The organism is Blastococcus sp. VKM Ac-2987, from assembly GCF_026967805.1.
Lineage (GTDB): Bacteria > Actinomycetota > Actinomycetes > Mycobacteriales > Geodermatophilaceae > Blastococcus.
Window position 1 is genome coordinate 788513 of sequence record NZ_JAPVBG010000001.1, and the last position, 24167, is coordinate 812679.

Here is a 24167-nt window from a genome sequence, read left to right on the forward strand (position 1 = left end):
GCAGTGACGCACGGGACAGGCGCGCGGCGGTATCGGAACCACTTCCGGGGGTACCGCGGGGGACACTCAGCATCTTCACAACTTGACTGTCTAAGGTTTGCCCATGGCCGCTCTCCCCACCGCCGACGTCGCCCGTCCCAGCCGCGGCGGCCGGCCGCGCGACCCCAGCCGGGACGGCGTCATCCGCGCCGCGATCCTCCGGTTGCTGGCCGACGTGGGCTACGGCGCGCTCACCATGGACGCGGTCGCGGCGGAGGCCGGGGTCGGCAAGGCGACGATCTACCGGCGGTGGCGCACCAAGCAGGACCTGGTCGTCGACACCATCTCCGACCTCAACCGCGACGAGGCGCACAGCCCTGACACCGGCTCCCTCGAGGGCGACCTGCGGGAGATCATGCACGCGCTGGTCGGCGTGGTGAACGGCCCGACCGGCGCGGCCACCCTGTCGCTGCTGTCCACCGTGCCGCGCCACCCGGCGCTGGCCGAGGCCTTCAAGAACGGCCCGCTGGCGGTCTGGCAGCAGTCGTTCGAGCAGGTGTGGACCAACGCCGAGGCGCGCGGCGAGGTGCGACCGGAGTTCCGGACCTCGGTGGCCGCCGAGACGATCAGCGCCCTGCTCGTCCAGCGCTGGCTGCTCACCGGCCGCACCGTGGACGTCGCCTACGCCGACGAGGTGCTGGACACCGTCGTGCTGCCGCTGGTGCGCGACCAGGCCTGAGCTCCCGTCACCAGCCGAGCGTGCCGGGCCCGCCCTTGACGGGCCCGGCGACCTCGTCGGTGATCCACCCGCCGTAGAAGCCGCCCGGCTGCGGCCGCACCTGCTCACCGTCGACGAGCGCCCGGTCCACCTTCCCCGGGTAGAACGCGACGGCCGAGCGCAGGTGCTCGTACTCCGGCGCCGGGTCCTCGTAGGACCAGCCCACCCCGGGGTACCGGCGACCGTCGACGACGACGTCCCAGTAGGTGGCCGCGCCCTTCCACTCGCACACCGAGCTGCCGGCGGCGCGCACCAGCACGCCGTCGGCGACGTCCTCGCGCGGGACGTAGTACACCGGCGGGTGGCTGGTCTCGCAGACCCGCACCGCCCGCCGGGTGTCGGCGAGCACGCGTCCGCCGAGCTCGACGACGACGTGCCGCCCCGTCACCTCGGCCGAGGGCGGCCGGGGGTAGTCCCAGACCGACTCCTGGCCGGGTCCGACCGGGTCGCGGCGCACCGGATCAGTCGTTGCGGCGCCGGGCCTTCCGGACCACGACCGCGTTGGGGTGCCGGACCTTCTGGACCACGACCTTGTTGCGGTGCCGGACCTTCTGGACCACGACCAGCGTGACCAGCAGGCCGACGGCGCCCATGGTGGCCTGGCCCGCCGGGGTCTGCAGGAAGCGCTGCACGGCGTCCCTGCCCTGCGCCTTCAGGCGCGTCGGGCTGCTCCGGTAGGCGATCTGGTCCAGGGTGGCGGCCAGCGACTCGCGGGCCGAATCGATCTCGAGCTGGATCTGTCGTGGGTCGCGGGGCACGGCGACAGCCTGCCAGACGCGGCGCAGGTCAGCGCGGTCACCGTCGTCGGGGGCGCCCGACCGGGGTGCTCCTACACTCCGGAGCCACGCGGGAGTGGTGTAACGGCAGCCACGCCAGACTTAGGATCTGGTGCCTTCGGGCGTGGGGGTTCGAGTCCCCCCTCCCGCACGATCCGACCGCACCCGACCGGGTGACGACGGAGGCGGTGACGGCGGCCTCCTCGCAGGATGCCGGTGTGGACGAGTGGATGCTGCGTGCGCCCTGGTGGAAGCTCGCCGTCGCGATGGGGCTGCTCCTGGCGCCCTTCGCCGTGCTGCTGTTCCGCCTGACCGGCGACCACAGCTGGCCGGCCGCCGCCCTCATGGGGGTCGCCGGAACGGTCGTCTGCGCCCCGGTGCTCGGGTTCCTGACGGCGACCACGATCCAGGACTCGACGGCGGGCGCCGGGCAGCTGCCCGAGCACGAGCGGGCCGTCGTGGAGCGGGCGGCCCGCCGGGGCCCCGCGCCGGAGGACGCCGGTCAGCGGGAAGCCGCGCTGCGCCTCGTCGAGGACCGGCTGCTCGGGCTCCGCGCCACCCGGACGCGCGCGCTCACGTCCGCCGCCGTCCTGCTGGTCGTCAGCGGCTTCCTCGCCGTCGCGCGGTCGCCCTGGTGGTGGCTCGCCGCCGCGGCCTGCGCGGCGCTCCTCGTCGTCGTGCTCGCCGCACCCGCACGTCTGGCGCGGCGGGCCGAGCTCCTCCGTGCGGGCGACTGACTCCGGCTCTCCGGCACGGACCCTCAGAACGCGCTGACCAGCAGCCCCAGACTCAGGCCGGCCATGACGACGGCGATGGCGGCGTCGAGGACCCGCCAGGCGGCCGGGCGCGCGAACAGCGGGCGGAGCAGGCGCGCGCCGTAGCCGAGCGCGCCGAACCACAGCAGGCTGCCGACGACGGCGCCCGCCGCGAACCACCACCGGCCCGCGCCGTGGCTGTCGGCCACCGACCCCAGCAGGAGCACGGTGTCCAGGTACACGTGCGGGTTGAGCCAGGTCAGCGCCACGCAGGTCAGCACGGTGGCCAGCAGGCCGTTCCGGGTGCCGCCGGCGTCCACGGCGATCGAGGTCGGACGCAGGGCCCGGCCGGCCGCGAGGGCGGCGTAGCCGAGCAGGAAGGCGGCGCCGCCCAGCCGGATGGCGGTGATCGCGTCGGGCACTCGCGCGCTGAGCCACGAGTTGCCGGCCACCCCGGCGAGGATGAGGACGGCGTCCGACACCGCGCACACCGCCACGACCACGGTCACGTGCTCGACGCGCAGCCCCTGCCGCAGCACGAAGGCGTTCTGGGCGCCGATGGCCACGATCAGCGAGAGCCCCATCCCCAGCCCGGCCAGCGCGGCCAGCAGTCCCGTCGTCACGGAGGCCTACGCTAGGAGCGGTCCCCGCAACAGTCCATCTCATCTTTCTCATGCCGGGTTAGCGTTGCTTCATGGACGTCGACCTCGGGCAGCTCCGCACACTCGTCGCGGTCATCGACGAGGGCTCGCTCGAGGGCGCCGCGCGACGGCTGCACGTCACCCCGTCCGCGATCTCGCAGCGCCTGCGCGCCCTGGAGGTGGCCACCGGCCGGGTCCTGGTGCAGCGCGGGCGGCCGGCCACCGTCACCACCGCCGGGGAGCCGGTGCTGCGGCTCGCCCGCCAGGTGGGGATGCTCGTCGACGACACCGGCCGCAACCTGGAGGCCGCCTCACCCGGCCGGCCGCCGGTCGTGCCGATCGCGGTCAACGCGGACTCGCTGGCCACCTGGGTCCTGCCGGCGCTGGCCCCGCTGGCCGGGGAGCTGCGCTTCGACCTGCACAGCTCCGACCAGACGCACACCAGTGCGCTGCTCCGGGCGGGCACCGTGATGGGTGCGGTCACCTCCGACGCCGAGCCGGTCGCCGGCTGCCGGGTGACGCCGCTCGGCCGGATGCGCTACCTGCCCTGCGCCGCACCGGGGTTCGTGGAGCGCTGGTTCCCGGACGGCCCCGATGCCGCAGCGCTGCAGCGGGCGCCCGTGGTGGTTTTCGACCGCCGCGACGACCTCCAGCACGCCTACCTGCACCGGCACCTGGCGGCGGCCGACCCGCCCCTCCACTACGTCCCCTCGTCGGCGGACTTCCTCACCGCCGTCGCGCTCGGTTTCGGTTGGGGACTGCTGCCCGAGCTCCAGCTGGCGGACCGCCGCCCCGCACTCCCGGACCGGCGCGACGGCGCGGTCGTCCCGTTCGACCCGGCCGGCGCGGTCGACGTCCTGCTGTACTGGCAGCAGTGGCGGCTGGAGTCCGGACCGCTGGACCGGGTCGCCCGTGGGCTCGTCGACGCCGCGCACGCCCGGCTGCGCCGCTGGGACGGTACGGACGCCGGCTAACGGCTCGGCGCCGCGACGTGCTCCGCCAGCCGGGTGAACCAGCGCGCCAGGTAGGGGCTCTGCCCCCGGGCCAGCGCCCGACGGATGCCGTCCTCGACGAACTCCGCCGTCCAGTGGCCCCGGCGGACGAGCTCGGGGATCACGAAGTCGGCCATCCGGCGGCCCGGGCGCTCGCGTTCGTCGCGCTGGGCGAGGGACGCTCCGCGGATGCCGTCCACGTCGAAGATCCGGCGCAGCGTGACCTCGACGAGGCACGGCCGGGCCTCGAGGTAGCGGAGCAGGTCCGGCCCGTCCTGGGCACGCGGCACCGAGGTGATCAGGTAGAGGACGGCGCCGTCGTCGACCGGGGCGGGGATCAGCCCCTCGTGCGCCCAGTCGAAAGGCGCATCCAGGCCGCCGATGCGGTCCCACGCCTTCGGGTTGCGCCGGAACCTGGCGAACCACTCGCGCGCGAAGGCGTCCAGCTGCCCGGGGAACAACGCCTTCGGCAGGTCGGCCGAGTCCGGCGGGATCAGCGGGGCGTAGGTCACCGCCTGCTCCACCGCCGAGCAGCCGAGGACCGCGGCCGCGGCCGCGGAGTGGTGCCCGGCGCGGAGCTCGCCGGCCCACTCCCCCGCCGGCGCCCGCTCGCCGATCGCCCGGCTGCCCACCAGCCGGTCGTGCCGCCGTACCGGCGCACGCAGCCGCCGGCGCCGGTCCGCGGGCAGCGCCAGGAGCGCCCGGACGGCGTCGTCCCGCCGTCCCTCGCGCAGCGCGGCCCACAGCAGCGCCTCGGCCGGCTCGTCCACGACCACCTCCGCACGCATCGGACGGCGTCCGGACGACCCCGGACCCCGGACCCCGGACCCCGTGACATGGTGCCGCAGGTGCCGGAACCCCCCGCCCCGGGAGTCAGCCGAGCTCCACCCGCAGGTCCAGCGCGGCCGACGGTGCGTCCGGGTCGTCGTCGTCCACCACCGCGAGCAGGTGGACGACGCCGTCGTCGACGTGCCGCAGGGCGAGGCCCTCCACCTTGTGCACGTGGCCGCCGACCTCCGGGACCGGGGTGACCGCGACCACGGTGTCCCCGTCGACCAGGGCCAGCGCGGTGGCCACCACCGGGCCGTCGTCCACGGCGTTCGGGGTGTCCTCGGCGGCGGCGCTCAGCAGCACCCGCCCGTCGGGCAGCGCGACCGCGTCGGTGACCGCCAGGCCCACGCCCTCGACCTGGCCGAGCTCGTACTCCTGCGGCCGGTGCACCGGCACCTCGGACGCCGCCACGCGGCCGAGGACGGCGGCGACCAGCGACTCCAGGGGCACGTCCACGCTGGCCGAGCGGACGCCGGCCCGCAGGTTGCCGCGGTTGAACCAGCGGACCACGTCGCCGGAGCGGCTCGCGCCCTCCAGGTTGACCTCGTCCATCGGCAGGTCCAGCCGCTCGGCCACCCGCTCGTAGAGGGCGGTCAGCTCGGCGGCCCGGACCACCGGGTGCCCGCCGTCGAGCCGCACCACCACCCCGCGCATGCGCCGCGGCGAGGAGCCCGACCCGAGCAGCAGCGCGGCCGGTCCGCCGTCCACCCCCACCGGGCAGGCCACCTCGAGGTCCGGCTTGAGGTGCTTGGTGCCCTCGCCCTCGCGGAACACGTCCAGGCCCTCCACCGGCGGCAGCACGCGCAGCCGCGCGACCCCGCCGGGCCGCCACCAGGCGGCGATGGTGGCGTCGTCCTGCACCACGACCCAGCCGTCGCCGAGCGGCCCTACTCCGGACGCGGCGGTCACCGGCGTCCCGTCGTCGAAGCGCAACGCCCTGGAGCCGTCCACGAAGACCCGCATCGCCGCTGTGTGCCCCCGGCGACGGCGGCTCACGCCCGCCGTCAGTAGTAGCCCGTCCGCCCGTCGAGCAGCTCCCGGATGACGTCGAGGTGCCCTACGTGCCGGGCCACCTCCTCGACCATGTGCCCCAGGATCCAGCGCAGCGACAGCGTGGCCGCCCCGTACCCCTCGTACCGGCCCCGGTCGTCCAGCGACGCGGCGGCGGTGATCGCCGTCGAGATCTCGCACTGGCGGGCGTACTCCGCCAGCAGCCGCGCCAGCGGGACGCCGTCGACGCGGAAGTCCGCGCTCGGGTCGGCGCCGAACTGCGGGTTCGGCCCGGCGGGGCGGCCGAGGAAGAGCACCTCGAACCAGCAGTGCTCGACCCAGCGCAGGTGGGCGACGAGGCCGGCCACCGTCATGAGCGGCGACGTGGGCAGGAGGGCGCGGTGGGCGTCGTCCTCGCCCAGCCCATCGCACTTGTGGTGCACCAGCGACCGCTGCAGGTCCAGCCAGCCGACGAGCTGCGACCGCTCGTCGCCGGCCCCGGGCGGGCGGACGCGCGGAGGCGGGCTCACGGGGCCGGACGCTAGCGCCCGGCCCCGGACCTGTCAGCCGGGTTCCGGTGCGGTCGGACGGCGCGCGGCCACCCGCCCGGGTGCCGTCGTGAACTCCCCCCGCCGCCGCGACCGAGCGGCGGCGGGCTCAGCGGGCGCCCAGGACCTCGGCGAGGACGGGGACCAGCGCGGCGAACGCCTGCCCCCGGTGGCTGCGGGCGTCCTTCTCCGCGGGAGTGAGCTCCGCGGAGGTCTGCGACAGGCCGGCCGGCTCGAACACGGGGTCGTAGCCGAAGCCGTTGCTCCCCCGCTTCGCGCGGACGACCGTGCCGCGCCACTCCCGCTCGAGCACGTGCTCCGTCCCGTCCGGGGTGACCAGCGCCGCGGCGCACACGAACGCCGCGCCCCGCCGCTCGTCCGGGACGTCGGCGAGCTGCCCCAGCAGGAGGGCGGTGTTGGCGTCGTCGTCGCCGTGCCGGCCCGACCAGCGCGCCGAGAGCACGCCGGGCATGCCGTTCAGCGCGTCGACGCTGAGCCCCGAGTCGTCGGCCACCGCGGGGAGGCCGGTGTACCGGACCGCTTCCCGGGCCTTGAGCAGCGCGTTGTCCGCGAACGTCGCACCGGTCTCCGGCGCCTCGGGGTACTCCTCGACGTCGCGCAGCCCGATGACCTCCACCCCCGGCATGGCGCTCTCCAGCAGCCGCTGCAGCTCGGCGAGCTTGCCGGCGTTCCGGGTGGCCAGCAGCAGCCGGGTGCTCACCGGGCCAGCGCCTCGGCCTGGATCCGGGTGAGGTCGCCGCAGCCGGCCACCGCCAGGTCGAGCAGCGCGTCGAGGGTCGGCCGGTCGAAGACCGCACCCTCGGCCGTGCCCTGCACCTCGACGAAGCTCCCGTCGCCGGTGCACACCACGTTCATGTCGGTGCCGGCGCGCACGTCCTCCTCGTAGGGCAGGTCCAGCCGCGGCTCGCCGTCGATGACGCCCACGCTCACCGCCGCGACCGACTGGACGATCGCCTTCGGGCGGGCCAGCTTCTTGCGCTCGTCGAGCCACGAGACGGCGTCGGCCAGCGCCACGTAGGCACCGGTGATCGCCGCCGTCCGCGTCCCACCGTCGGCCTGCAGGACGTCGCAGTCGATCGCGATGCTGTTCTCCCCCAGCGCGCCGAGGTCGACGGCGGCGCGCAGCGAGCGGCCGATCAGCCGGCTGATCTCGTGCGTGCGCCCGCCGATCTTCCCCCTGACCGACTCGCGGTCGCTGCGGGTGTGCGTGGCGCGCGGCAGCATCGAGTACTCGGCGGTGACCCAACCCAGGCCCGAGCCCTTGCGCCAGCGCGGGACCCCCTCGGTGACGCTGGCCGCGCAGAGCACCCGGGTGCGCCCGAACTCCACGAGCACCGAGCCCTCGGCGTGGTCGAGCCAGTTGCGGGTGATGGTCACCGGACGGAGCTGGTCGGCCGCACGGCCGTCGGGGCGGGTCACGGCCACCGAGGGTAGTGGGCACCGGCCGCCGCCCCGCCGCGCGGCCGGACGGGTGCACGCCCGGCCGGCGGACGGGGCAGGATCGGCGTCATGAGATCGGAGCTGCGTGCCGTCCGGACCGGCGGCGTCCCCGTCGTCGTCGACCTGACCGACGAGTGCGCCGAGTTCGTGCGGTCGGAGGCCGACGGCCTGCTGCACGTCTTCGTGCCGCACGCCACCGCCGGCCTGGCGATCCTGGAGACCGGCTCCGGCAGCGACGACGACCTGCTGGCCCAGCTCGACGAGCTGCTGCCCCGCGACGACCGCTGGCGGCACCGGCACGGCAGCCCCGGGCACGGCCGGGACCACGTCCTGCCCGCCTTCGTCCCGCCGCACGCCAGCGTGCCGGTGCTGGAGGGCCGGCTGATGCTGGGCACCTGGCAGCGGATCTGCCTGGTGGACACCAACACCGACAACCACCAGCGGCAGGTGCGCTTCTCCTTCCTGGCCGGGTGAGGTGCCCGCCCCCTTGCGGGCGGAGCACCGGGACACGGCAGGATGCGCGGCATGACCGAGACCGACGCCGCCCCCGTCCGCCTGACCGCCGGCGACCCGGCGCCGGAGTTCACCCTGACCGACGCCGACGGCAATCCCGTGTCGCTGTCCTCGTACCGCGGCCGGCGCGTGATCGTCTACTGCTACCCCGCCGCCCTGACGCCCGGTTGCACCACCCAGGCGGTCGACTTCACCGCCGCCGCCGGCGACCTCGCCGAGGCCGGGGTCGACATCATCGGCGTCTCCCCCGACCCGGTGGAGAAGCTCGCCCGGTTCCGGGAGCAGGAGGAGCTGCGCATCACGCTGGTCTCCGACCCGGACAAGCAGGTCCTGCAGGCCTACGGGGCCTACGGCACCAAGAAGCTGTACGGCAAGGAGGTCGTCGGGGTGATCCGCTCGACCTTCGTGATCGACGCCGAGGGCCGGATCGAGCGCGCCTCCTACAACGTGAAGGCGACCGGGCACGTGGCCAAGCTCCGCCGCGACCTCGGCCTGGACTGAGCGTTCACGCCCGCCACGTGCCCGGCCGCGGCTGGCACTCCGGCGGGCAGGGGTACCCCGGGTCCCACGGGAAGCCGCCGTCCGGGTGCGCCCACGTGAGCTGGTACGCGGGCACGGAGTACTCGTCGGGGCGCTCGTAGAAGCGGTTGGCGCTGTACAGCACCTCCCCCGGGTTGGGCAGCTGCTCGACCACCAGCAGCTCCGGCCCACCGTCGCCGATCACCTCGCCGGGCACCAGGTCGCGGCCCCCGAGGACCAGGCCGGCCACCCGGTTCAACAGGCCGCAGGCCGTCTCGTACCCGACCCCCACCACGACCAGCTCCGGGTGGCCGACCCCGAACAGGCCGACGGTGTAGCCGAACGGGGGTTCGTCGGACTCGTCCCCCCGCACCACGTACTGCACGGCGACCCGGTGCGCCCGGATCGTCTGCGCCAGCCGGCTGTCCTCCTGGTCGAGCCAGGCGAGCGTCTGCGGGTCGGTCGTCATGCCGGTCAGCCTGCGGGCCGGTACCGACATCCGGACGGCGCCGGGGCGGATCTGTGGACGGGCGCGCACCTGGGGACGGCGCCCCGGTCCCTCCTCCCGAGCAGCGATGAGAACTGCCGGCTCCGGAGGTCGTACCGTCATCGACCACCCGGGAGGGCCCCGTGCAGCAGCTGCTCAGAGTGCAGAACTTCACCGTCTCCAGCGACGGGTTCGGTGCCGGCGAGCACCAGAGCCTGGAGCGACCGTTCGGCCACGCCGACCCCATGCAGCTGATGTCCTGGGCCGTCGCGACGGCGAGCTGGCCCAACCGCACGCAGCCCGGGGGGAGCCGCGGCCTCGACGACTACTTCACCCGCGACTTCGCCCACGGGATCGGCGCCGAGATCATGGGCCGCAACAAGTTCGGCCCCCAGCGCGGACCGTGGCCGGACCACTCGTGGCAGGGGTGGTGGGGCGCCGCACCGCCGTTCCACACGCCCGTCTTCGTGATGACCCACCACCCGCGGCCCTCGTTCTCGCTGTCGGACACCACGTTCCACTTCGTCGACGACGACCCGGCCACGGCCCTCGGGCTGGCCCGGGAGGCGGCGCGTGGCCAGGACGTCCGGCTCGGCGGCGGGGCCACCACCATCCGGCAGTTCCTGGACGCCGACCTCGTGGACACCCTGCACGTGGTGGTGGCGCCGGTCGAGCTGGGCTCCGGGGTGCGGCTGTGGAACTCGCCGGACGAGCTGCTCGACCGGTTCTCCCGCGACGTGGTGCCGAGCCCGAGCGGGGTGGTCCACCACCTCTTCTGGCGGTGACCGGAGCCCCCTGGCACCGGCCCGGCGGACGACGCCCGCGGCGGGGCCTCAGGCCGCCTCGAGCCCGAAGACGCTGAGCACGAGCGCGTCGATGACCGTCGTGGCGGCCTTGAGGTCGGGCGCCCGGGACGCCAGCACGTCGGAGTAGAGGAAGGACTCGCCCAGGCGGACCACGGCCAGCGCCAGCAGCGGTACGGGCACCTTCGGGAGCAGACCGTGCTCGTCGACGTCGCGCTGCAGGAGGGCGGTGTAGCCCTCCACCACCCTGGGCTGGACCCGGCCCTGCGGATCGGTCAGCACGCGGATCGCGGTCGCGGGCTCCTCGTCGATCAGCAGCCGGAGTGCGGGGGCGGTGCCGAGGGCGAAGCGGAAGTCCTCGCTGACGGCGAGCGACCGCAGCCGCCCGCCCGGCTCCCCGCTCGACGGCCGGGCGTCGTGGTCGCGCTCGATCGCCGCGAGGGTGCGGGCCCCCATGGAGGCGAGGGCCTCCCCGAGGATCGCGTCCCGGTTGCCCGCCCGGCGGAACAGCGTGGCGCGGGCGATGCCGAGCTCGGCCGCCAGCGCGCCGGTGTCCAGCCGCCGGCCGCTGAGCAGGGTGCGCGTCGCGGCACGCACGATCTCCTCGTGGGGCGCTGTCACGCCCGCAGCGTAGGACAGCGCGGGCGGGCCCCGACCCGGTCGGCGCCCGCCGCAGCGCTCCGGGCTCCCCTCGCCGGACGCACCCGGAACACCGTGGTCCCTCGGCCGGGGACGCCGATATCGTCGGTCCGGTGACCGCGCCCGTCACCCCCCTGCCGCGGCCCGCGACGCCGCCGGCGCACGGCGCCGTGGTGCTCCGCGAGTTCGTCGACGCGGACGTCGCCGTGGGGCTCGACCTGTCCACCGACCCCTACGTCCCGCTCGTCAGCACGCTGCCGCCGCACGCCACGACGGACGACGCGCGGGACTGGGTCGAGCGGAACCGGGCACGGTGGGCGACCGGGAAGGGGTTCTCCTTCGCGATCGCCGACGCCGGCACCGGGCAGGGGCTGGGGCAGATCGGCCTGTGGGTGGACGAACTGCCCCACGGCCGCGCGTCGGCGGGCTACTTCGTAGCACCCGGCGCCCGGGGACGCGGCCTCGCCGCGGATGCGCTGACCGCCCTGACGACCTTCGCGTGGACGATCCCGGGGCTGCACCGGGTGCAGCTGTTCATCGAACCCTGGAACACCGCATCGATCCGGACGGCGGAGCGCGCGGGGTACGCGCGGGAGGGGCTGCTGCGCGGCCACCTGGAGATCGGCGGGCGGCGCCGCGACGTCCTCCTGTACGCCGTCGTGCGCTCCGGCTGAGCGGCGCGCGCAGGCCTCATCCCTCGCCGGCCGCCCGGGCCGCCCGCTTGCGCCGCTTCCCCTCGTGCATGGCCTGCACCCGCGCCACCGGGATCTCGTGGCCCTCCGCGACCAGGTCCGCCGGCAGCCGCTGCGGCGCGGGCAGGAGGGCCGCCCAGTCCCCGAGCCGCTCCGCACCCGAGGCGACGGTCACGTCACCCGGGCGCACCGCGTCCAGGTCGGCCCAGTCGACGGGCGCGGACACGGGGAGCCCGGGTCGCACCCGGGGGCTGTAGGCGGCGACGACCGTGCCCGTCCCCGAGCGCGTGGAGTCCACGAACACCCGGCCCGCCCGCTCCTCCTTCAGGAAGGCCGTCGTCGCAACGGCGGGGTCGAGCCGCGCCGCCCGCTCCGCGAGCGCCCGCGTGGCCGCGGCGACGTCCTCGACCGGGGAGCCGTGCACCGGCACGACGACGTGCAGGCCCGTCGAGCCGCTGGTCTTCACCGCGCCGGCCAGACCGACCTCCTCCAGCGCCCGGCGGGCCAGCCGGGCGACGGCCACGACGGCGGAGAAGTCGGCCCCGTCGGGCGGATCGAGGTCCAGCACGAGGCCGGTGGGCTCGCGCGAGCCGGCCGGCAGGAACGGCACGTGGAACTCGACCGCGCGCTGGTTGGCCAGCCACAGCAGGGTGCGGCGGTCATCGCAGAGGACCTGGTGCACCTCGCGGTGCGCCGACTCTGCCCAGACGGGCACCGTCCGCACCCAGTCGGGGGCTCCCTTGGCCACGTTGCGCTGCATGAACGGCGCCTGGCCGGGCCGCACCCGCATGATCGACAGCGGACGCCCCGCGAGCAGCGGGACCAACCGGTCGGCGACGGCGTCGAGGTGGTCCACCAGCGCCCGCTTGGGCACGCCCAGGCCGTCGCCCAGGGGTGAGTCGAGGCTGCTCAGCGCCACACCGTCGCGTTCCTCGTCGGCCACGCCCGTCACGCTGCCCGGCCGGAGGAGCCGCGGCAACCGTTCGTCACCCGGCGCGCCCGAGCTGCTCAGATGTCGTAGGTGGCCTTCGGGTGCACCAGCTCGGTCTCCGAGAACACCGAGCTGGCGGCGAAGAGCTGGCCGATGTGGTCGACCCACGCGGGGATGTGCGTGAGCAGCAGCCGCCCCACTCCCGCCGCCGCCGCGTGCTCGGCCGCCTGCCGGCCGGTCAGGTGCAGGCCCGGGGGCTGCTCGGGGACGTTGTCGGGGTGCGCCGCCTCGGCCAGCAGCACGTCGGCACCGCGGGCCAGCTCGACGACGCGGTCGCACGGGCCGGTGTCGCCGGTGTAGACCAGCGAGCGGCCGCCGGCGGTGAGCCGGATGGCGTAGGTCTCGACCGGGTGCGCCGTGCGGGCCAGCGCCACCTCGAACGGGCCGATGGTGAGCGCGCCGGGACCGACCGGCACGAAGTCGAAGACGTCGGTCAGCCCGTCGCCGTCCATGTCGTAGGCCAGGGCCAGCCGGCGCTCGGCACCCACCGGGGCGTACAGCGGCACGTGCTTGCCGGGCGAGCGGCCCGAGTAGCGGTGCCAGACCACGAACGGGGCGACGTCGAGGCAGTGGTCGGCGTGCAGGTGCGAGAGGAAGACCGCGTCGACGCTCCCCGGGTCCAGCACACCCTGCAGCGCGCCGAAGGAGCCGTTGCCCAGGTCGAGCACCAGCCGGAAGCCGTCGTGCTCGACCAGGTAGCAGGAGGCGGGTGACTCGGGGCCGGGACCGCTGCCGCAGCACCCCACCACGGTGAGCTTCACGCGGCGCCCACCCGCCCGGCGCTCAGCACCGCGCCGACCTCGGGGCCCAGGAACCGGCGGCCCAGGCGGGCGAAGGGCTCGGGGTCGCCGGTGGCGAGGAAGACGTGCTCCGGCGGTGCCGCGTCGGGGTCGCGCAGCAGGTCGGTCCGGGTGAGCACCCGGTAGACGTCCTTCGCGGTCTCCTCGGCGCTGGACACCAGGGTGACGCCGTCGCCGAGGACGACCGACAGGACGCCGGTGAGCAGCGGGTAGTGGGTGCAGCCCAGCACGACGGTGTCCACGCCGGCCGCGAGCAGCGGGTCGAGGTAGGACTGCGCCAGGCCGAGCAGCTGGCGGCCGCTGGTGACGCCCCGCTCGACGAAATCGACGAAGCTGGGGCACGCCGCCGAGGTGACCGAGACGTGCGGCGCCGCGGCGAACGCGTCGTCGTAGGCACCGCTGGTGACCGTCGCCTGGGTGCCGATCACGCCGATCCGGCCGTTGCGGGTGGCCGCGAGGGCCCGGCGCGCGGCGGGGAGGACCACCTCCACCACCGGGACGCCGTAGCGCTCGCGGGCGTCGCGGAGCGAGGCCGCGCTGGCCGAGTTGCAGGCGACGACGAGCATCTTGACGCCGCTCTCGACGAGCTCGTCCATCACCGCGAGGGAGTGCCGGCGCACCTCGGCGATCGGCAGCGGGCCGTAGGGACCGTTCGCGGTGTCCCCGATGTAGCGGACCGCCTCGCCGGGCAGCTGGTCGAGCACCGCGCGGGCGACGGTGAGCCCACCGACCCCCGAGTCGAAGATGCCAATCGGTGCGTCGGCTCCAGGTTGCATCCCCATGACGCCGGTCAGGCTAGACCGCGGCACCGACAGCCCGTGCGGCGCACCCGCCCGCGGGACCGGGCCGGGACGCACGCGAGCGCCCCTCCCGGCGCGGGGAGGGGCGCTCGTCACGGGTGCGGGAGGTCAGGCCCAGAGCTGGCCCTCCAGCGCCGAGGTGGCCTCCTCGAGGGTGCCCGCGTAGGCGCCGGTCGAGAGGTACTTCCAGCCGCCGTCGCAGACGATGAAGACGATGTCGGCCGAGCGGCCCGCCGCGACCTCCTTGTCGGCGATGCCGAGGGCGGCGTGCAGGATCGCGCCGGTGGAGATGCCGGCGAAGATGCCCTCGCGCTCCACCAGCTGGCGGGTGCGGTGGATGGCGTCCTCGGGGCCCACGGAGAACCGCGAGTCCAGCAGCGAGGCGTCGTAGAGCTCCGGGATGAAGCCCTCGTCGATGTTGCGCAGCCCGTAGACCAGCTCGCCGTAGCGCGGCTCGGCGGCGATCACCTGGACGCCGGGCTTGTGCTCCCGCAGGTACCGGGAGACGCCCATCAGCGTGCCGGTCGTGCCCAGTCCCGCGACGAAGTGCGTGATCGACGGCAGGTCGGCCACGATCTCCGGCCCGGTGCCCTCGTAGTGCGCGAGCGCGTTGGCCGGGTTGCCGTACTGGTAGAGCATCACCCAGTCGTCGTGCTCGGCCGCGAGTTCCTTGGCCATGGCGACGGCCTGGTTGGAGCCGCCGGCCGCCGGCGAGCCGATGATCTGCGCCCCGTACATCTCCAGCAGCTGGCGGCGCTCCACCGAGGTGTTCTCCGGCATGACGCAGATCAGCTTGTAGCCGCGCTGGCGGGCCACCATGGCCAGCGAGATCCCGGTGTTGCCGCTGGTCGGCTCGAGGATCGTCGAGCCCGGTTCCAGCAGCCCCTCCTTCTCGGCCGCCTCGATCATCCTGATCGCGGCGCGGTCCTTGATGGAGCCGGTCGGGTTGTGGTCCTCGAGCTTCGCCCACAGGCGCACGTCGGAGGTCGGCGACAGGTTGGGCAGGCCGACGAGCGGGGTGCCGCCGAGCGAGTCGACGAGGGAGGCGAAGCGGGCCATGGGAACTCTTCCGGGAGGCGGGGACGGAGGGACGGGGAGCGGCGACCGCTCAGCAGCCGCCGGCGACCGCCGGGAGGATCGTCACCGAGTCGCCGTCCTTGACCTGGGTGTCCAGGGCGCCGGTGAAGCGGACGTCCTCGTCGTTGACGTAGACGTTGACGAAGCGGTGCAGCTTGCCCTCCTCGGTGACGAGGCGGTTCTTCAGACCCGAGTGCTTGCTGTCGAGGTCGTCGATGAGCGCGGCCAGGGTGTCCCCGCTGCCCTCGACGGTCTTGTTGCCGCCGGTGTGGGTGCGCAGGATGGTCGGGATCCGGACCTCGATGGCCATGGCGTGCTTCTCCTCGGGAACGTCGATGTGAGGGGCGCTGCGAAGGGCAGCGGTGGTGCGTCTGATCCGGGGCAACGCCCGGTGGCCGCCGTCGATTCCGGACGGCGGCGTGAGCTGCCCGTCAGTCGTAGACGACGGTCGTCGGCGAGTGCCCGAAGAGGTAGGACTCGACGATCTCGACCTCCTCCTCCGACACCTCCCCGTCGACGATGCGGTAGCTGCGGAACTCCACCTCGTCGCCGACCAGGCCGGTCTCGGGCCCGTGGTGGCGGGTGGACACCAGCACGTAGTGCGTGCGGGGGTCGGCGGCGGGGCCGGACGCGTACCCGATGTCGGTGCGCGACGGGTAGGCCTCGGTGGCGGTGTGCGAGTGGTAGACGACGACGGACCACTCGTCCCGGTCGTCGAGGTCGCGGTACAGCGCGAGCAGGTCGGCGCTGTCGAACTCGTAGAACGTGGGCGAGCGCGCCGCGTTGAGCATCGGGACGAAGCGCTCGGGTCGCTCGGTCCCCTCGGGCCCGGCGACGACGCCGCAGGCCTCGTCCGGGTGGTCCTTCCGGGCGTGGGCCACGATGGCGTCGTAGGTCGCGCGGTCGATGCGCAGCACGAGGGCAGTCTAGGCGTGCCCGTGCGGCCGTCCCGGCGTCGCCCCCGGACGGCACCGGGCGGGGGACCGCCGGGAGACCGGTGCGGACCGATACGGTCGCTCCCGTGTGGGTCCCGTCACTGCTGACTGCCGGCGTCGTGCTGCTGGCCCTGCCGGCGTTGCTCCTGGGCGTGCGGGGGCTGTTCCGGCACCGCGGTTACAGCTCGGCCCACCCCGGCGACCGGGCTCCGGTCGTGGTCATCGTGGTGCTGCGCGCGCTGCTCGTGCTGCTGCTGTTCAGCATCTCGGCCGTCCTGCTGGTCTCCACGATCGGCGCGATGGTCGTCGACGTCGAGCTGCACGGCATGGTCTACGTGCTCTTCGTGCTCGACCTGCTGGTCGCCGCGCTGGTCCTGCTCACCTTCGGCCGGCGCGAGCGGCGACCAGTGCGTCGACGAGCGAGCCCTGCAGCGCGGTGAGCCAGTAGTAGACCGCCAGCTGGTGGTCGCCCTCGTCGACGATCTCCTCGGGCGGCTCGGAGTCCTCGCTGATGTCCAGCCGCGTGCCCAGCGCCAGCCGGAGGTCGTTGCTGGTGCGCAGCCAGGCCCCGGCCTGGTCGGTGTCCAGCCGCACCTCTCCCCCGTCGGCCGGCAGGGTGGCGCGCACGGTGGCGAGGTCGTCGGCCTTGCCACCGCGCAGCGACTGCTCGGTCAGGTCGCGGTAGTCGTCGGCCAGCGCGGCGTCCGAGCGGTGCCCCGCCGGGAACAGCCGGGCGATCACCGGGTCGCCGGTGCTGTCGGCCCGGTCGGCGTCCAGCAGCTGCTCCAGCTGGTCGAGCAGCAGCCCGACGATGCCGGCCTCCGCCCGGTCCAGGCGGGCGACCAGCCGGCCGCCGCGGGCACGGAAGGGCTTCACGCGACCTCCTCGCCGCTCGTCACGGGTGCGCTCACGAGTCGCGCTGGTAGCTGGCCCACAGCCCGTAGGCGTGCAGCCGGCTGGTGTCGTGCTCCATCCGCTCCCGGGGGCCCGAGCTGACGATCGCCCGGCCGTCGTGGTGCACCTGCAGCATCAGGGTGGTCGCCGTCGGCTCGTCGTAGCCGAACAGCTCCTGCAGCACGAACGTCACGTACGTCATCAGGTTGACCGGATCGTTCCAGACGATGGTCACCCACGGGCGGTCGAGATCGCCGAGCTCCTCCTCGGTCGTCTCGGGGGCCCGGGTCGGGGCGAGCGGTCCGGCCACGGGTCCACCTTAGGACGTGGCGCGGCCCCCGGGCGGGGTCGGCGCCTACGCTCCGGTGCCATGCCGACGGCTACCGCGCTGCTCACCGACCGCTACGAGCTGACGATGCTGGCCGCGGCGCTGGCCGACGGCACGGCCGGCCGGGACTGCGTGTTCGAGGTGTTCGCCCGCCGGCTCCCCCACGGCCGCCGCTACGGGGTGGTCGCGGGCACCGGCCGGCTGCTGGAGGCGCTGCCCGCGTTCCGCTTCGGCGACGCGGAGCTGGCGACCCTCCGGGACCAGGGGCTGACCGACCCGCGGCTGCTGGACTGGCTGGCCGGCTTCCGGTTCAGCGGGGACGTCGACGGCTACGCGGAGGGCGAGCTGTTCTTCCCCGGGTCACCGGTGCTCACCGTGCGCGCGCCGTTCGGCGAGGGCGTACTGCTCGAGACGCTGGCCCTGTCGATCCTGAACCACGACTCGGCCATCGCCTCGGCCGCCGCCCGCATGGTCGCCGCCGCCTGCGAGCGGCCGTGCATCGAGATGGGCTCGCGCCGCACCCACGAGGAGGCCGCCGTCGCCGCGGCCCGCGCCGCCCACCTGGTCGGCTTCGGGGCCAGCTCGAACCTCGAGGCCGGCCGGCGCTACGGCGTCCCGACCACCGGCACCAGCGCGCACGCGTTCACGCTGCTGCACGACGACGAGCGGGCGGCCTTCCGCGCCCAGGTGGACACCCTCGGGGTCGGGACGACGCTGCTCGTGGACACCTACGACGTGGAGCAGGGCATCCGGACGGCGATCGAGGTCGCCGGCCCGGGCCTCGGCGCGATCCGGCTGGACTCCGGTGACCTGCCGACGCTGGCGACCCGCGCCCGGCAGCTGCTCGACGAGCTCGGCGCCACCGGCACCCGGGTGATCGTCACCAGCGACCTCGACGAGTACGCCATCGCCGGCCTGATGGCCGCACCCGTGGACGGCTACGGGGTGGGGACGTCGCTGGTGACCGGATCCGGGGCGCCCACGGCGGGCATGGTCTACAAGCTGGTGGCCCGGGACGGCGTCCCGGTCGCGAAGCGGTCGGAGGGCAAGAACTCCGTGGGCGGCCGCAAGTCCGCGGTGCGCCGGCACGCCCCCGACGGCACGGCCACGGCCGAGGTCGTCAGCAGCGCCCCCGTCGAGCCCCGCCCCGGCGACCGGGACCTCGTGGTGCCGCTCGTGCGGGACGGGGAGCTGTGCCAACCCGCCTCACCGGGCGAGGCGCTGCAGCGCGCCCGGCAGCACCACGCTCGGGTGCGGGGGACCCTGCCCGCCGAGGCCTGGGCGCTGTCCCGCGGCGAGCCCGCCCTCGAGACCCTGTCCGCCTGAACCGGGATGATGCCCACATGACCCGCGCCCTGATCGTCGTGGACGTGCAGAACGACTTCTGCGAAGGCGGCAGCCTCGCCGTGGCCGGCGGCGCCGCGGTCGCGGCCGCGATCACCGAGCACGTCCGGACGGCGGGCTACGACCACGTCGTGGCCACCCGCGACCACCACATCGACCCCGGGCACCACTTCGCCGCGGCGCCGGACTTCGTCGAGACGTGGCCGGAGCACTGCGTCGTCGGCACCGGCGGTGTGGAGCTGCACCCGGCGCTGGACCGCCGCCCGATCGAGGCGGTGTTCGACAAGGGCGAGTACGCCGCCGCCTACTCGGGCTTCGAGGGCGCCGCGGACGGCGTCGGGCTGGCCGACTGGCTGCGCGGCCGGGGCGTCGGGACGGTCGACGTCGTCGGCATCGCCACCGACCACTGCGTGCGCGCCACGGCCCTGGACGCCGTCGCCGCCGGGTTCACCACCCGGGTGCTGCTGCCCCTCACCGCCGGCGTCGCCGAGGGGACGGTCGAGGCGGCGCTGGAGCAGCTCCGCACCGCGGGCGTGCAGCTCGAGGGATCGGTGCACCCCGCATGATCGCGACCGGGCGTCGACCGCCGACGGCCGTGCGGTGAGCGGACCGGCCCTCGATCCGCAGGACCGGGCGCGACTGGAGGCCTGGTACAAGTCCCTCAGCGGTCGCCACGTGAACCGGCTGCACGACGCGGTCGGCCACAGCACGACGTCCGGCCCGGCGCCACGGCTCGGGAAGGCCCTGATGGCAGCGGCGCTCGTGCTGTGCGTCGGCGGGGCGGTCGTGCTGGGGCTGGCCGGCTTCGACAACGCCGGCGCCGTCTACCTCCTGCCGTTCGTCGCGCTGGCCGGGCTCGGGAGTCTCCTGGTGCACGGGCTGAGCCCCGGCTACCAGCTGACCGACGAGCTGCTGGTCTCGCTCTGGGAGGCCGACCAGCGGCTCAGCGGCCGCTGACCGGGACTGCGTCGATGACCTCGTCGCGGGTGAAGCCGAGCACCTGCAGGACCGCGTCCAGGTAGGGCTGGTTCAGCGCGGTGTGGGCCTGCTCGCGGACGAACGGCTTGGCGTTGAACGCGATGCCCAGTCCCGCGGTGTTGAGCATGTCGAGGTCGTTGGCCCCGTCGCCGACGGCCACGGTCTGGTCCAGCGGGATGCCGTACTGCGCGGCGAACCGGGTCAGCGCCCGCGCCTTGCCCGGCCGGTCGACGATCTCCCCCACCAGGCCGCCGGTGAGCCGGCCGTCGACGACCTCCAGGGTGTTGGCCGCCGCGAAGTCCAGCCCGAGGCTCTCCGCCAGCGGGTCGGTGATCTGGGTGAACCCGCCGCTGACGATCCCGCAGCGGAAGCCGAGGCGCTGGAGCGTCCGGATCAGGGTCCGCGCCCCCGGGGTCAGGACCAGGTGCTCGCGCACCTCGTCGAGGACCTCCTCGGGCAACCCGGCCAGCACGGCCACCCGGGCGCGCAGCGACTCGGCGAAGTCCAGCTCGCCGTTCATCGCCGCCGCGGTGATGCGGGCGACCTCCGCGGCCCGCCCGGCACGGGCGGCCAGTTCGTCGATCACCTCCCCCCGGACCAGGGTGGAGTCCACGTCGAGCACGATCAGCCGCTTGCTGCGCCGGGCGACCCCGACCTGCTCCACGGCGATGTCGGCGCCCGTGGACGCCGCCACGGAGGCCAGCGCGGTCCGCAGGGCGGTGGCATCGGCGCCCGAGACGGTCAGCTCGAAGCTGGTGACCGGGTAGTCCGAGAGCCGCCGGATGGCGTCGATGTTGCCGCCGATACCGGCCACGGCCTGGGCGGCCCCGGCCACCGCCTCGGGCGGCACCGGGCGGCCCAGCACGATGACGTGGTGCGGCCGGTCGGCGCCGGCGACGTCCGCTCCGGAGGCCGGCTCCACGCTGACGTCCACCCCGACCGCCGCGGCGACGACGTCGGCGGTGCGCCGCAGGTGCGCCAGGAACGTCGCGTCGTCGATCGCGGGCCGGCCCTCGTCCGGCAGCGCGCCGACGACCACCCCGAGGACCAGGTGCCCGTGCACGACCACCTGCTCGACGTCGAGCACCTCCACCGCGGGCGCCTCCCCCGCGACACCGGCCAGTGCGGAGAACAGCCGGGCGGTCACCCCGGGGCGGTCGGCGCCGGTGACGGTGAGCACCGCCCGTGGCGCGGAGGCGTCCGGGACCGGGAACTGCAGCGGCGGGGCATCGAGCGGCACGCGGTCATCGTGCCGCACTCCTCACGCCGCCCTGGGCACTCCCCCCGGGCCGGGAACCCGACTCCGCCCGGAACGGCCGAACGCCCCGCCGGCCGGGAGGCCTGCGGGGCGTTCGAGGTCGTTCCCTCGCGGGAGGGGGAACCGTGCCTTACGTGGGGTCGGGGTCGTTCTCACCCTGACGCCGGCCGGTGCCGCCGACCAGTTCGCTCACGCCGCCGTAGGGCGTGTGCCGCTTGCCGGCGTGCGCCTCGTCCTGCAGTCGCTGGACCAGGTGCGGGTAGTGCGCCTCGAACGCCGGGCGCTCGGAGCGGATCCGCGGGATCTCCACGAAGTTGTGCCGCGGCGGCGGCGAGGAGGTGGCCCACTCGAGGCTGTTGCCGTGGCCCCACGGGTCGTCGCGCAGGGCGAGCTCGCCGTACTTCCAGGACTTCACCACGTTGTAGAGGAACGGGATGATCGAGGCGCCGAGGATGAACGAACCGATCGTGGAGACCGTGTTCAGCACCGTGAAGGCGTCGGTGTCCAGGTAGTCGACGTACCGGCGCGGCATGCCCTCGTTGCCCAGCCAGTGCTGGACGAGGAACGTGGCGTGGAAGCCGATGAAGGTCAGCCAGAACTGCAGCTTGCCCAGCCGCTCGTCCATCATCCGGCCGCACATCTTGGGGAACCAGAAGTAGATGCCGGCGTAGGCGGCGAACACCACGGTGCCGAAGACGACGTAGTGGAAGTGGGCGACGACGAAGTAGCTGTCGTTCACGTGCCAGTCCAGCGGCGGGCTGGCCAGCAGCACACCGGTCAGGCCACCCAGCAGGAACGTGATCATGAAGCCGATGGAGAAGAGCATCGGCGTCTCGAACGTCATCTGGCCGCGCCACATGGTGCCGATCCAGTTGAAGAACTTGATGCCGGTCGGCACGGCGATGAGGTAGGTCAGGAAGGCGAAGAAGGGCAGCAGCACCGCGCCGGTGGCGTACATGTGGTGCGCCCACACCGCCAGCGACAGGGCCCCGATCGACACCGTCGCGAAGACCATGCCCTTGTAGCCGAACAGCGGCTTGCGGGCGAAGACCGGGATGATCTCGGTGACGATGCCGAAGAACGGCAGCGCGATGATGTAGACCTCGGGGTGCCCGAAGAACCAGAACAGGTGCTGCCACAGCATCGGGCCGCCGTTCTCATCCGAGTAGATGAGGGCGCCGAGGTTGCGGTCGGCCAGCATGCCCATGATCGCGGCGGTCAGGATGGGGAACGCCAGCAGGACCAGCACGCTGGTGACCAGCGTGTTCCAGGTGAAGATCGGCATCCGGAACAGCGTCATGCCGGGGGCGCGCAGGCAGACGATCGTGGTGATGAAGTTGACGCCACCGAGGATCGTGCCCAGGCCGCTGACCGCGAGGCCGGCGAACCACATGTTCGCGCCGGCGCCGGGCGAGTTCACCACGTTCGACAGCGGGGCGTAGGCGTACCAGCCGAAGTCGGCCGCGCCGCCCGGGGTCAGGAAGCCCCCGACCACGATCATGCTGCCGAAGAGGAACAGCCAGAAGGAGAAGGCGTTCAGCCGCGGGAAGGCGACGTCGGGCGCGCCGATCTGCAGCGGCATGATCAGGTTCGAGAACGCGAAGAACAGCGGCGTCGCGAACATCAGCAGCATGACCGTGCCGTGCATCGTGACGAGCTGGTTGTACTGCTCCGGCGACAGGAACTGCAGGCCCGGCCGGGCCAGCTCACCGCGCATCAGCAGGGCCATCAGGCCGCCGCCGATGAAGAAGACGAACGAGGTGGCCAGGTACATCAGGCCGATGGTCTTGTGGTCGGTGGTCCGCAGCAGGTTCGAGAGCCGCGAGCCCTTTTCGACCACGTGAGCCGGGCTGGGCCGGCTCACGATGGGCGCCGGTGCAATCGTCACGGCTCGCAGCTTAGACCGTGCCGCGCGACACCTCAGTCCGGGCAGGTCGGGCGCGCCGGGGCGATCACCGGACCCGCCGGTAGGTGGTGACGTCGACCGAGATCGTGACCTGCACGTCGGCCGGCAGACGCGCCAGCGACGCCCCCAGCCGATCGGCGTCGAGATGCCGCGCGTGCGGCCCCATCCCCACCAGGGTCGCGACCGCGGCGTGGTCCAGCAGCAGGGTCCGCCGGTGGCCCGCGGCGGCCTCGCGCACCAGGTGCGGCTCCAGCGTCGCGCTGAGCCGGCCGGCCTTGCCCGGGTCCACCCGCAGCAGCCCGAGCGGCCCCACGATCTCGGCCAGGTGGTCCGGTCCCGGCGTCACCACCACCAGCCGGCCCTCCGGGCGGAGCACCCGGGCGATCTCCGGGCCGTTGCGCGGCGCGAACACCACGAGCACCCGGTCGACGCTGCCGTCCCGCACCGGCAGGCGCGCCCACGTGTCGGCGACCACCGCGATGGCGCGCGGGTGCGCCCGCGCCGCCCGGCGGGCGGCGTAGCGGCTGGCGTCGAGGACGACCCCGACCGCGCCGGGGAGCCCGTCCAGCAGCCGGGCCAGGTGGTGCCCGGTGCCACCGCCGAGGTCGAGCAGGGTCGCCGGCTCCCCCGGTGCGGTCACCGCCCCGGCCAGGGCGGAGGTGACCGGGTCGTAGTGACCGGCCGAGAGGAACGCCACCCGGTCGGCGACCATCGCGGCGGAGTCGCCGGTGGCCGGCCGGCGCCCCGGCGGGAGCAGGGTGACGTGGCCCTGGCGGGCGCGGTCGACGGCGTGCCCCTCGGCGCAGCGCAGGCCGGCGTCCTGCGGCTCGACGGCGAACGGCGCGGCGCAGACCGGGCAGGCCAGCAGCGCGACGGCGCGGGGGTCCAGGGGCGGGGTGCTCACCGGCGGGGCGGCAGCGGGTGGAAGGTCACGTCGTGCAGCCGCCCGGCCGCGGCGACCGCGGTGACGTACGTGCCGGCGGGCTGGCGGCGCCGGTCGGTGGGCGACCCCGGGTTCAGCAGCCGCAGGCCGGACGGTGCGGTGGTGTCCCACGGGATGTGGCTGTGCCCGAAGACCAGCACGTCGACGTCGGGGAACCGCGCGGCGCACCGCGCCTCGCGCCCCTTCGCGTCGCCGGTCTCGTGGACGACGGCGAAGCGGATGCCCTCGATCTCGGCGCGGGCGACCTCCGGCAGCCGCTGCCGCAGCGGTCCGTGGTCGTTGTTGCCGTACACCGCGACCAGCCGCCGGGCCCGCTCCTCGAACCGGTCGAGCAGCGCCGCGTCGACCCAGTCCCCGGCGTGCACGACGACGTCGGCCGCGTCGATCGCCGACCACAGGGGATGAGGTAGGTCACGCGCCCGCTTCGGGACGTGCGTGTCCGAGGTGAACACCAGGGAAAGCGGCACGACCGCATCGTCGCAGGCGGCTACCGTCCTGCCGCGGCCGAT

The 24167-nt window shown here is 74.5% G+C and carries 33 protein-coding genes and 1 tRNA gene; 12 read left to right on the forward strand and 22 right to left on the reverse strand.

Going from position 1 to position 24167, the window contains the following annotated elements; genetic code table 11:
* Positions 1-103 precede the first annotated feature (103 nt).
* Complete coding sequence (locus O2W17_RS03805) at positions 104-718, forward strand: TetR/AcrR family transcriptional regulator (protein WP_269191066.1); 615 nt, start codon at positions 104-106, stop codon at positions 716-718.
* Between the two features lie 7 nt (positions 719-725).
* On the opposite strand, the gene O2W17_RS03810 is transcribed toward O2W17_RS03805, so the two are convergent.
* Together O2W17_RS03810 and O2W17_RS03815 are read right to left on the reverse strand one after the other, a co-directional pair.
* The gene (locus O2W17_RS03810; protein WP_269191067.1) at positions 726-1214 is read right to left on the reverse strand and encodes a DUF427 domain-containing protein; all 489 of its coding nucleotides are present in this window, start codon (positions 1212-1214) and stop codon (positions 726-728) included.
* A gap of 4 nt (positions 1215-1218) precedes the next feature.
* On the reverse strand, positions 1219-1515 hold the full coding sequence (locus tag O2W17_RS03815) for a DUF3618 domain-containing protein (RefSeq protein ID WP_269191068.1): 297 nt from the start codon (positions 1513-1515) through the stop codon (positions 1219-1221).
* Positions 1516-1603: 88 nt separating this feature from the next.
* On the opposite strand from O2W17_RS03815, the gene O2W17_RS03820 reads away from it, so the two are divergent.
* Both O2W17_RS03820 and O2W17_RS03825 read left to right on the forward strand, forming a co-directional pair.
* Positions 1604-1684: transfer RNA gene (locus O2W17_RS03820), tRNA-Leu, on the forward strand.
* Between the two features lie 67 nt (positions 1685-1751).
* Positions 1752-2270: a hypothetical protein gene (locus O2W17_RS03825; RefSeq protein WP_269191069.1), complete on the forward strand. Its 519-nt coding sequence runs from the start codon at positions 1752-1754 to the stop codon at positions 2268-2270.
* Between the two features lie 23 nt (positions 2271-2293).
* On the opposite strand, the gene O2W17_RS03830 is transcribed toward O2W17_RS03825, so the two are convergent.
* Entirely contained in the window at positions 2294-2911 is a 618-nt protein-coding gene (locus tag O2W17_RS03830) for a LysE/ArgO family amino acid transporter (protein ID WP_269191070.1), read from the reverse strand.
* Positions 2912-2982: 71 nt separating this feature from the next.
* Between O2W17_RS03830 and O2W17_RS03835 the strand changes: the two genes are divergently transcribed.
* A complete protein-coding gene (locus tag O2W17_RS03835) occupies positions 2983-3903 on the forward strand; it encodes a LysR family transcriptional regulator ArgP (RefSeq protein ID WP_269191071.1) in 921 nt (306 codons plus the stop codon).
* Here O2W17_RS03835 and O2W17_RS03840 read toward each other — a convergent pair.
* The 5 genes from O2W17_RS03840 to rph form a co-directional block, all read right to left on the reverse strand.
* The gene (locus O2W17_RS03840; protein WP_269191072.1) at positions 3900-4691 is read right to left on the reverse strand and encodes a hypothetical protein; all 792 of its coding nucleotides are present in this window, start codon (positions 4689-4691) and stop codon (positions 3900-3902) included. The genes O2W17_RS03835 and O2W17_RS03840 overlap by 4 nt on opposite strands.
* Positions 4692-4794: 103 nt before the next feature.
* Entirely contained in the window at positions 4795-5715 is a 921-nt protein-coding gene (locus tag O2W17_RS03845; protein ID WP_269191073.1) for a DUF6910 family protein, read from the reverse strand.
* Positions 5716-5756: 41 nt separating this feature from the next.
* On the reverse strand, positions 5757-6272 hold the full coding sequence (locus O2W17_RS03850) for a DinB family protein (RefSeq protein ID WP_269191074.1): 516 nt from the start codon (positions 6270-6272) through the stop codon (positions 5757-5759).
* A 127-nt stretch (positions 6273-6399) separates the two neighbouring features.
* Positions 6400-7011 (reverse strand): RdgB/HAM1 family non-canonical purine NTP pyrophosphatase, encoded by a 612-nt coding sequence (rdgB, locus tag O2W17_RS03855; protein WP_269191075.1) that lies wholly within the window; start codon positions 7009-7011, stop codon positions 6400-6402.
* The gene (gene rph, locus O2W17_RS03860; protein ID WP_269191076.1) at positions 7008-7730 is read right to left on the reverse strand and encodes a ribonuclease PH; all 723 of its coding nucleotides are present in this window, start codon (positions 7728-7730) and stop codon (positions 7008-7010) included. The genes rdgB and rph overlap by 4 nt, the downstream gene beginning before the upstream one ends.
* A gap of 90 nt (positions 7731-7820) precedes the next feature.
* Here rph and O2W17_RS03865 point away from each other — a divergent pair, with 90 nt between their 5' ends.
* Positions 7821-8225 carry a YjbQ family protein gene (locus O2W17_RS03865; RefSeq protein WP_269191077.1) on the forward strand — a complete coding sequence of 135 codons (405 nt, stop codon included), beginning with the start codon at positions 7821-7823 and terminating at the stop codon, positions 8223-8225.
* 51 nt (positions 8226-8276) lie between these two features.
* Positions 8277-8765 (forward strand): thioredoxin-dependent thiol peroxidase, encoded by a 489-nt coding sequence (gene bcp / locus O2W17_RS03870; RefSeq protein WP_269191078.1) that lies wholly within the window; start codon positions 8277-8279, stop codon positions 8763-8765.
* 4 nt (positions 8766-8769) lie between these two features.
* Here bcp and O2W17_RS03875 read toward each other — a convergent pair whose 3' ends face one another.
* Positions 8770-9252 (reverse strand): DUF4262 domain-containing protein, encoded by a 483-nt coding sequence (locus O2W17_RS03875; protein ID WP_269191079.1) that lies wholly within the window; start codon positions 9250-9252, stop codon positions 8770-8772.
* A 161-nt stretch (positions 9253-9413) separates the two neighbouring features.
* On the opposite strand from O2W17_RS03875, the gene O2W17_RS03880 reads away from it, so the two are divergent.
* Positions 9414-10055: a dihydrofolate reductase family protein gene (locus O2W17_RS03880; protein ID WP_269191080.1), complete on the forward strand. Its 642-nt coding sequence runs from the start codon at positions 9414-9416 to the stop codon at positions 10053-10055.
* Positions 10056-10103: 48 nt separating this feature from the next.
* Here the strand turns inward: O2W17_RS03880 and O2W17_RS03885 are convergent, their stop codons facing one another.
* A complete protein-coding gene (locus O2W17_RS03885; protein ID WP_269191081.1) occupies positions 10104-10694 on the reverse strand; it encodes a QsdR family transcriptional regulator in 591 nt (196 codons plus the stop codon).
* A gap of 131 nt (positions 10695-10825) precedes the next feature.
* On the opposite strand from O2W17_RS03885, the gene O2W17_RS03890 reads away from it, so the two are divergent.
* Entirely contained in the window at positions 10826-11386 is a 561-nt protein-coding gene (locus tag O2W17_RS03890; protein ID WP_269191082.1) for a GNAT family N-acetyltransferase, read from the forward strand.
* Between the two features lie 16 nt (positions 11387-11402).
* Here O2W17_RS03890 and O2W17_RS03895 read toward each other — a convergent pair whose 3' ends face one another.
* From O2W17_RS03895 to O2W17_RS03920, 6 genes are all read right to left on the reverse strand, one after another.
* On the reverse strand, positions 11403-12347 hold the full coding sequence (locus O2W17_RS03895; protein WP_269191083.1) for a DNA polymerase domain-containing protein: 945 nt from the start codon (positions 12345-12347) through the stop codon (positions 11403-11405).
* 65 nt (positions 12348-12412) lie between these two features.
* Positions 12413-13156: an MBL fold metallo-hydrolase gene (locus tag O2W17_RS03900; protein ID WP_269191084.1), complete on the reverse strand. Its 744-nt coding sequence runs from the start codon at positions 13154-13156 to the stop codon at positions 12413-12415.
* Positions 13153-13977 (reverse strand): glutamate racemase, encoded by an 825-nt coding sequence (gene murI / locus O2W17_RS03905; protein WP_269191085.1) that lies wholly within the window; start codon positions 13975-13977, stop codon positions 13153-13155. Before murI ends, O2W17_RS03900 begins: the two co-directional genes overlap by 4 nt.
* A gap of 126 nt (positions 13978-14103) precedes the next feature.
* Positions 14104-15054: a PLP-dependent cysteine synthase family protein gene (locus tag O2W17_RS03910; protein WP_269191086.1), complete on the reverse strand. Its 951-nt coding sequence runs from the start codon at positions 15052-15054 to the stop codon at positions 14104-14106.
* A gap of 49 nt (positions 15055-15103) precedes the next feature.
* Positions 15104-15382, reverse strand: coding sequence for a MoaD/ThiS family protein (locus O2W17_RS03915; RefSeq protein WP_104528681.1), 279 nt, complete (start codon positions 15380-15382; stop codon positions 15104-15106).
* A gap of 121 nt (positions 15383-15503) precedes the next feature.
* On the reverse strand, positions 15504-15989 hold the full coding sequence (locus tag O2W17_RS03920) for a M67 family metallopeptidase (protein WP_269191087.1): 486 nt from the start codon (positions 15987-15989) through the stop codon (positions 15504-15506).
* A 104-nt stretch (positions 15990-16093) separates the two neighbouring features.
* On the opposite strand from O2W17_RS03920, the gene O2W17_RS03925 reads away from it, so the two are divergent.
* On the forward strand, positions 16094-16447 hold the full coding sequence (locus O2W17_RS03925; protein WP_269191088.1) for a hypothetical protein: 354 nt from the start codon (positions 16094-16096) through the stop codon (positions 16445-16447).
* Here the strand turns inward: O2W17_RS03925 and O2W17_RS03930 are convergent.
* Positions 16386-16883, reverse strand: coding sequence for a DUF2017 family protein (locus O2W17_RS03930; RefSeq protein WP_269191089.1), 498 nt, complete (start codon positions 16881-16883; stop codon positions 16386-16388). The two genes, O2W17_RS03925 and O2W17_RS03930, sit on opposite strands and share 62 nt — an antisense overlap.
* Before the next feature lie 31 nt (positions 16884-16914).
* Positions 16915-17211 carry an ATP-dependent Clp protease adapter ClpS gene (gene clpS / locus O2W17_RS03935; RefSeq protein WP_269191090.1) on the reverse strand — a complete coding sequence of 99 codons (297 nt, stop codon included), beginning with the start codon at positions 17209-17211 and terminating at the stop codon, positions 16915-16917.
* A 60-nt stretch (positions 17212-17271) separates the two neighbouring features.
* Between clpS and O2W17_RS03940 the strand changes: the two genes are divergently transcribed.
* The 3 genes from O2W17_RS03940 to O2W17_RS03950 are packed head-to-tail and all read left to right on the forward strand — an operon-like array spanning position 17272 to position 19530.
* Entirely contained in the window at positions 17272-18555 is a 1284-nt protein-coding gene (locus O2W17_RS03940) for a nicotinate phosphoribosyltransferase (RefSeq protein WP_269191091.1), read from the forward strand.
* A 17-nt stretch (positions 18556-18572) separates the two neighbouring features.
* Complete coding sequence (locus O2W17_RS03945) at positions 18573-19139, forward strand: isochorismatase family protein (RefSeq protein WP_269191092.1); 567 nt, start codon at positions 18573-18575, stop codon at positions 19137-19139.
* Positions 19140-19173: 34 nt separating this feature from the next.
* A complete protein-coding gene (locus O2W17_RS03950; protein ID WP_269191093.1) occupies positions 19174-19530 on the forward strand; it encodes a hypothetical protein in 357 nt (118 codons plus the stop codon).
* Here O2W17_RS03950 and serB read toward each other — a convergent pair.
* The 4 genes from serB to O2W17_RS03970 form a co-directional block, all read right to left on the reverse strand.
* A complete protein-coding gene (serB, locus tag O2W17_RS03955; protein ID WP_269191094.1) occupies positions 19517-20791 on the reverse strand; it encodes a phosphoserine phosphatase SerB in 1275 nt (424 codons plus the stop codon). The two genes, O2W17_RS03950 and serB, sit on opposite strands and share 14 nt — an antisense overlap.
* Positions 20792-20939: 148 nt before the next feature.
* A complete protein-coding gene (ctaD, locus tag O2W17_RS03960; protein ID WP_269191095.1) occupies positions 20940-22697 on the reverse strand; it encodes an aa3-type cytochrome oxidase subunit I in 1758 nt (585 codons plus the stop codon).
* Between the two features lie 64 nt (positions 22698-22761).
* Positions 22762-23604 (reverse strand): putative RNA methyltransferase, encoded by an 843-nt coding sequence (locus O2W17_RS03965; protein WP_442864535.1) that lies wholly within the window; start codon positions 23602-23604, stop codon positions 22762-22764.
* 11 nt (positions 23605-23615) lie between these two features.
* The gene (locus O2W17_RS03970) at positions 23616-24125 is read right to left on the reverse strand and encodes a metallophosphoesterase family protein (RefSeq protein WP_269191097.1); all 510 of its coding nucleotides are present in this window, start codon (positions 24123-24125) and stop codon (positions 23616-23618) included.
* Between the last annotated feature and the right edge of the window lie 42 nt (positions 24126-24167).

Bases quoted from the DNA above. Each gene is read 5' to 3' on its own strand.
- O2W17_RS03875 (WP_269191079.1), bottom strand. From the start codon at position 9,252: ATGACGACCGACCCGCAGACGCTCGCCTGGCTCGACCAGGAGGACAGC.
- O2W17_RS03805 (WP_269191066.1), top strand. From the start codon at position 104: ATGGCCGCTCTCCCCACCGCCGACGTCGCCCGTCCCAGCCGCGGCGGC.
- O2W17_RS03865 (WP_269191077.1), top strand. From the start codon at position 7,821: ATGAGATCGGAGCTGCGTGCCGTCCGGACCGGCGGCGTCCCCGTCGTC.
- O2W17_RS03910 (WP_269191086.1), bottom strand. From the start codon at position 15,054: ATGGCCCGCTTCGCCTCCCTCGTCGACTCGCTCGGCGGCACCCCGCTC.
- bcp (WP_269191078.1), top strand. From the start codon at position 8,277: ATGACCGAGACCGACGCCGCCCCCGTCCGCCTGACCGCCGGCGACCCG.
- O2W17_RS03835 (WP_269191071.1), top strand. From the start codon at position 2,983: ATGGACGTCGACCTCGGGCAGCTCCGCACACTCGTCGCGGTCATCGAC.
- O2W17_RS03915 (WP_104528681.1), bottom strand. From the start codon at position 15,382: ATGGCCATCGAGGTCCGGATCCCGACCATCCTGCGCACCCACACCGGC.
- murI (WP_269191085.1), bottom strand. From the start codon at position 13,977: ATGGGGATGCAACCTGGAGCCGACGCACCGATTGGCATCTTCGACTCG.
- O2W17_RS03945 (WP_269191092.1), top strand. From the start codon at position 18,573: ATGACCCGCGCCCTGATCGTCGTGGACGTGCAGAACGACTTCTGCGAA.
- O2W17_RS03845 (WP_269191073.1), bottom strand. From the start codon at position 5,715: ATGCGGGTCTTCGTGGACGGCTCCAGGGCGTTGCGCTTCGACGACGGG.
- O2W17_RS03940 (WP_269191091.1), top strand. From the start codon at position 17,272: ATGCCGACGGCTACCGCGCTGCTCACCGACCGCTACGAGCTGACGATG.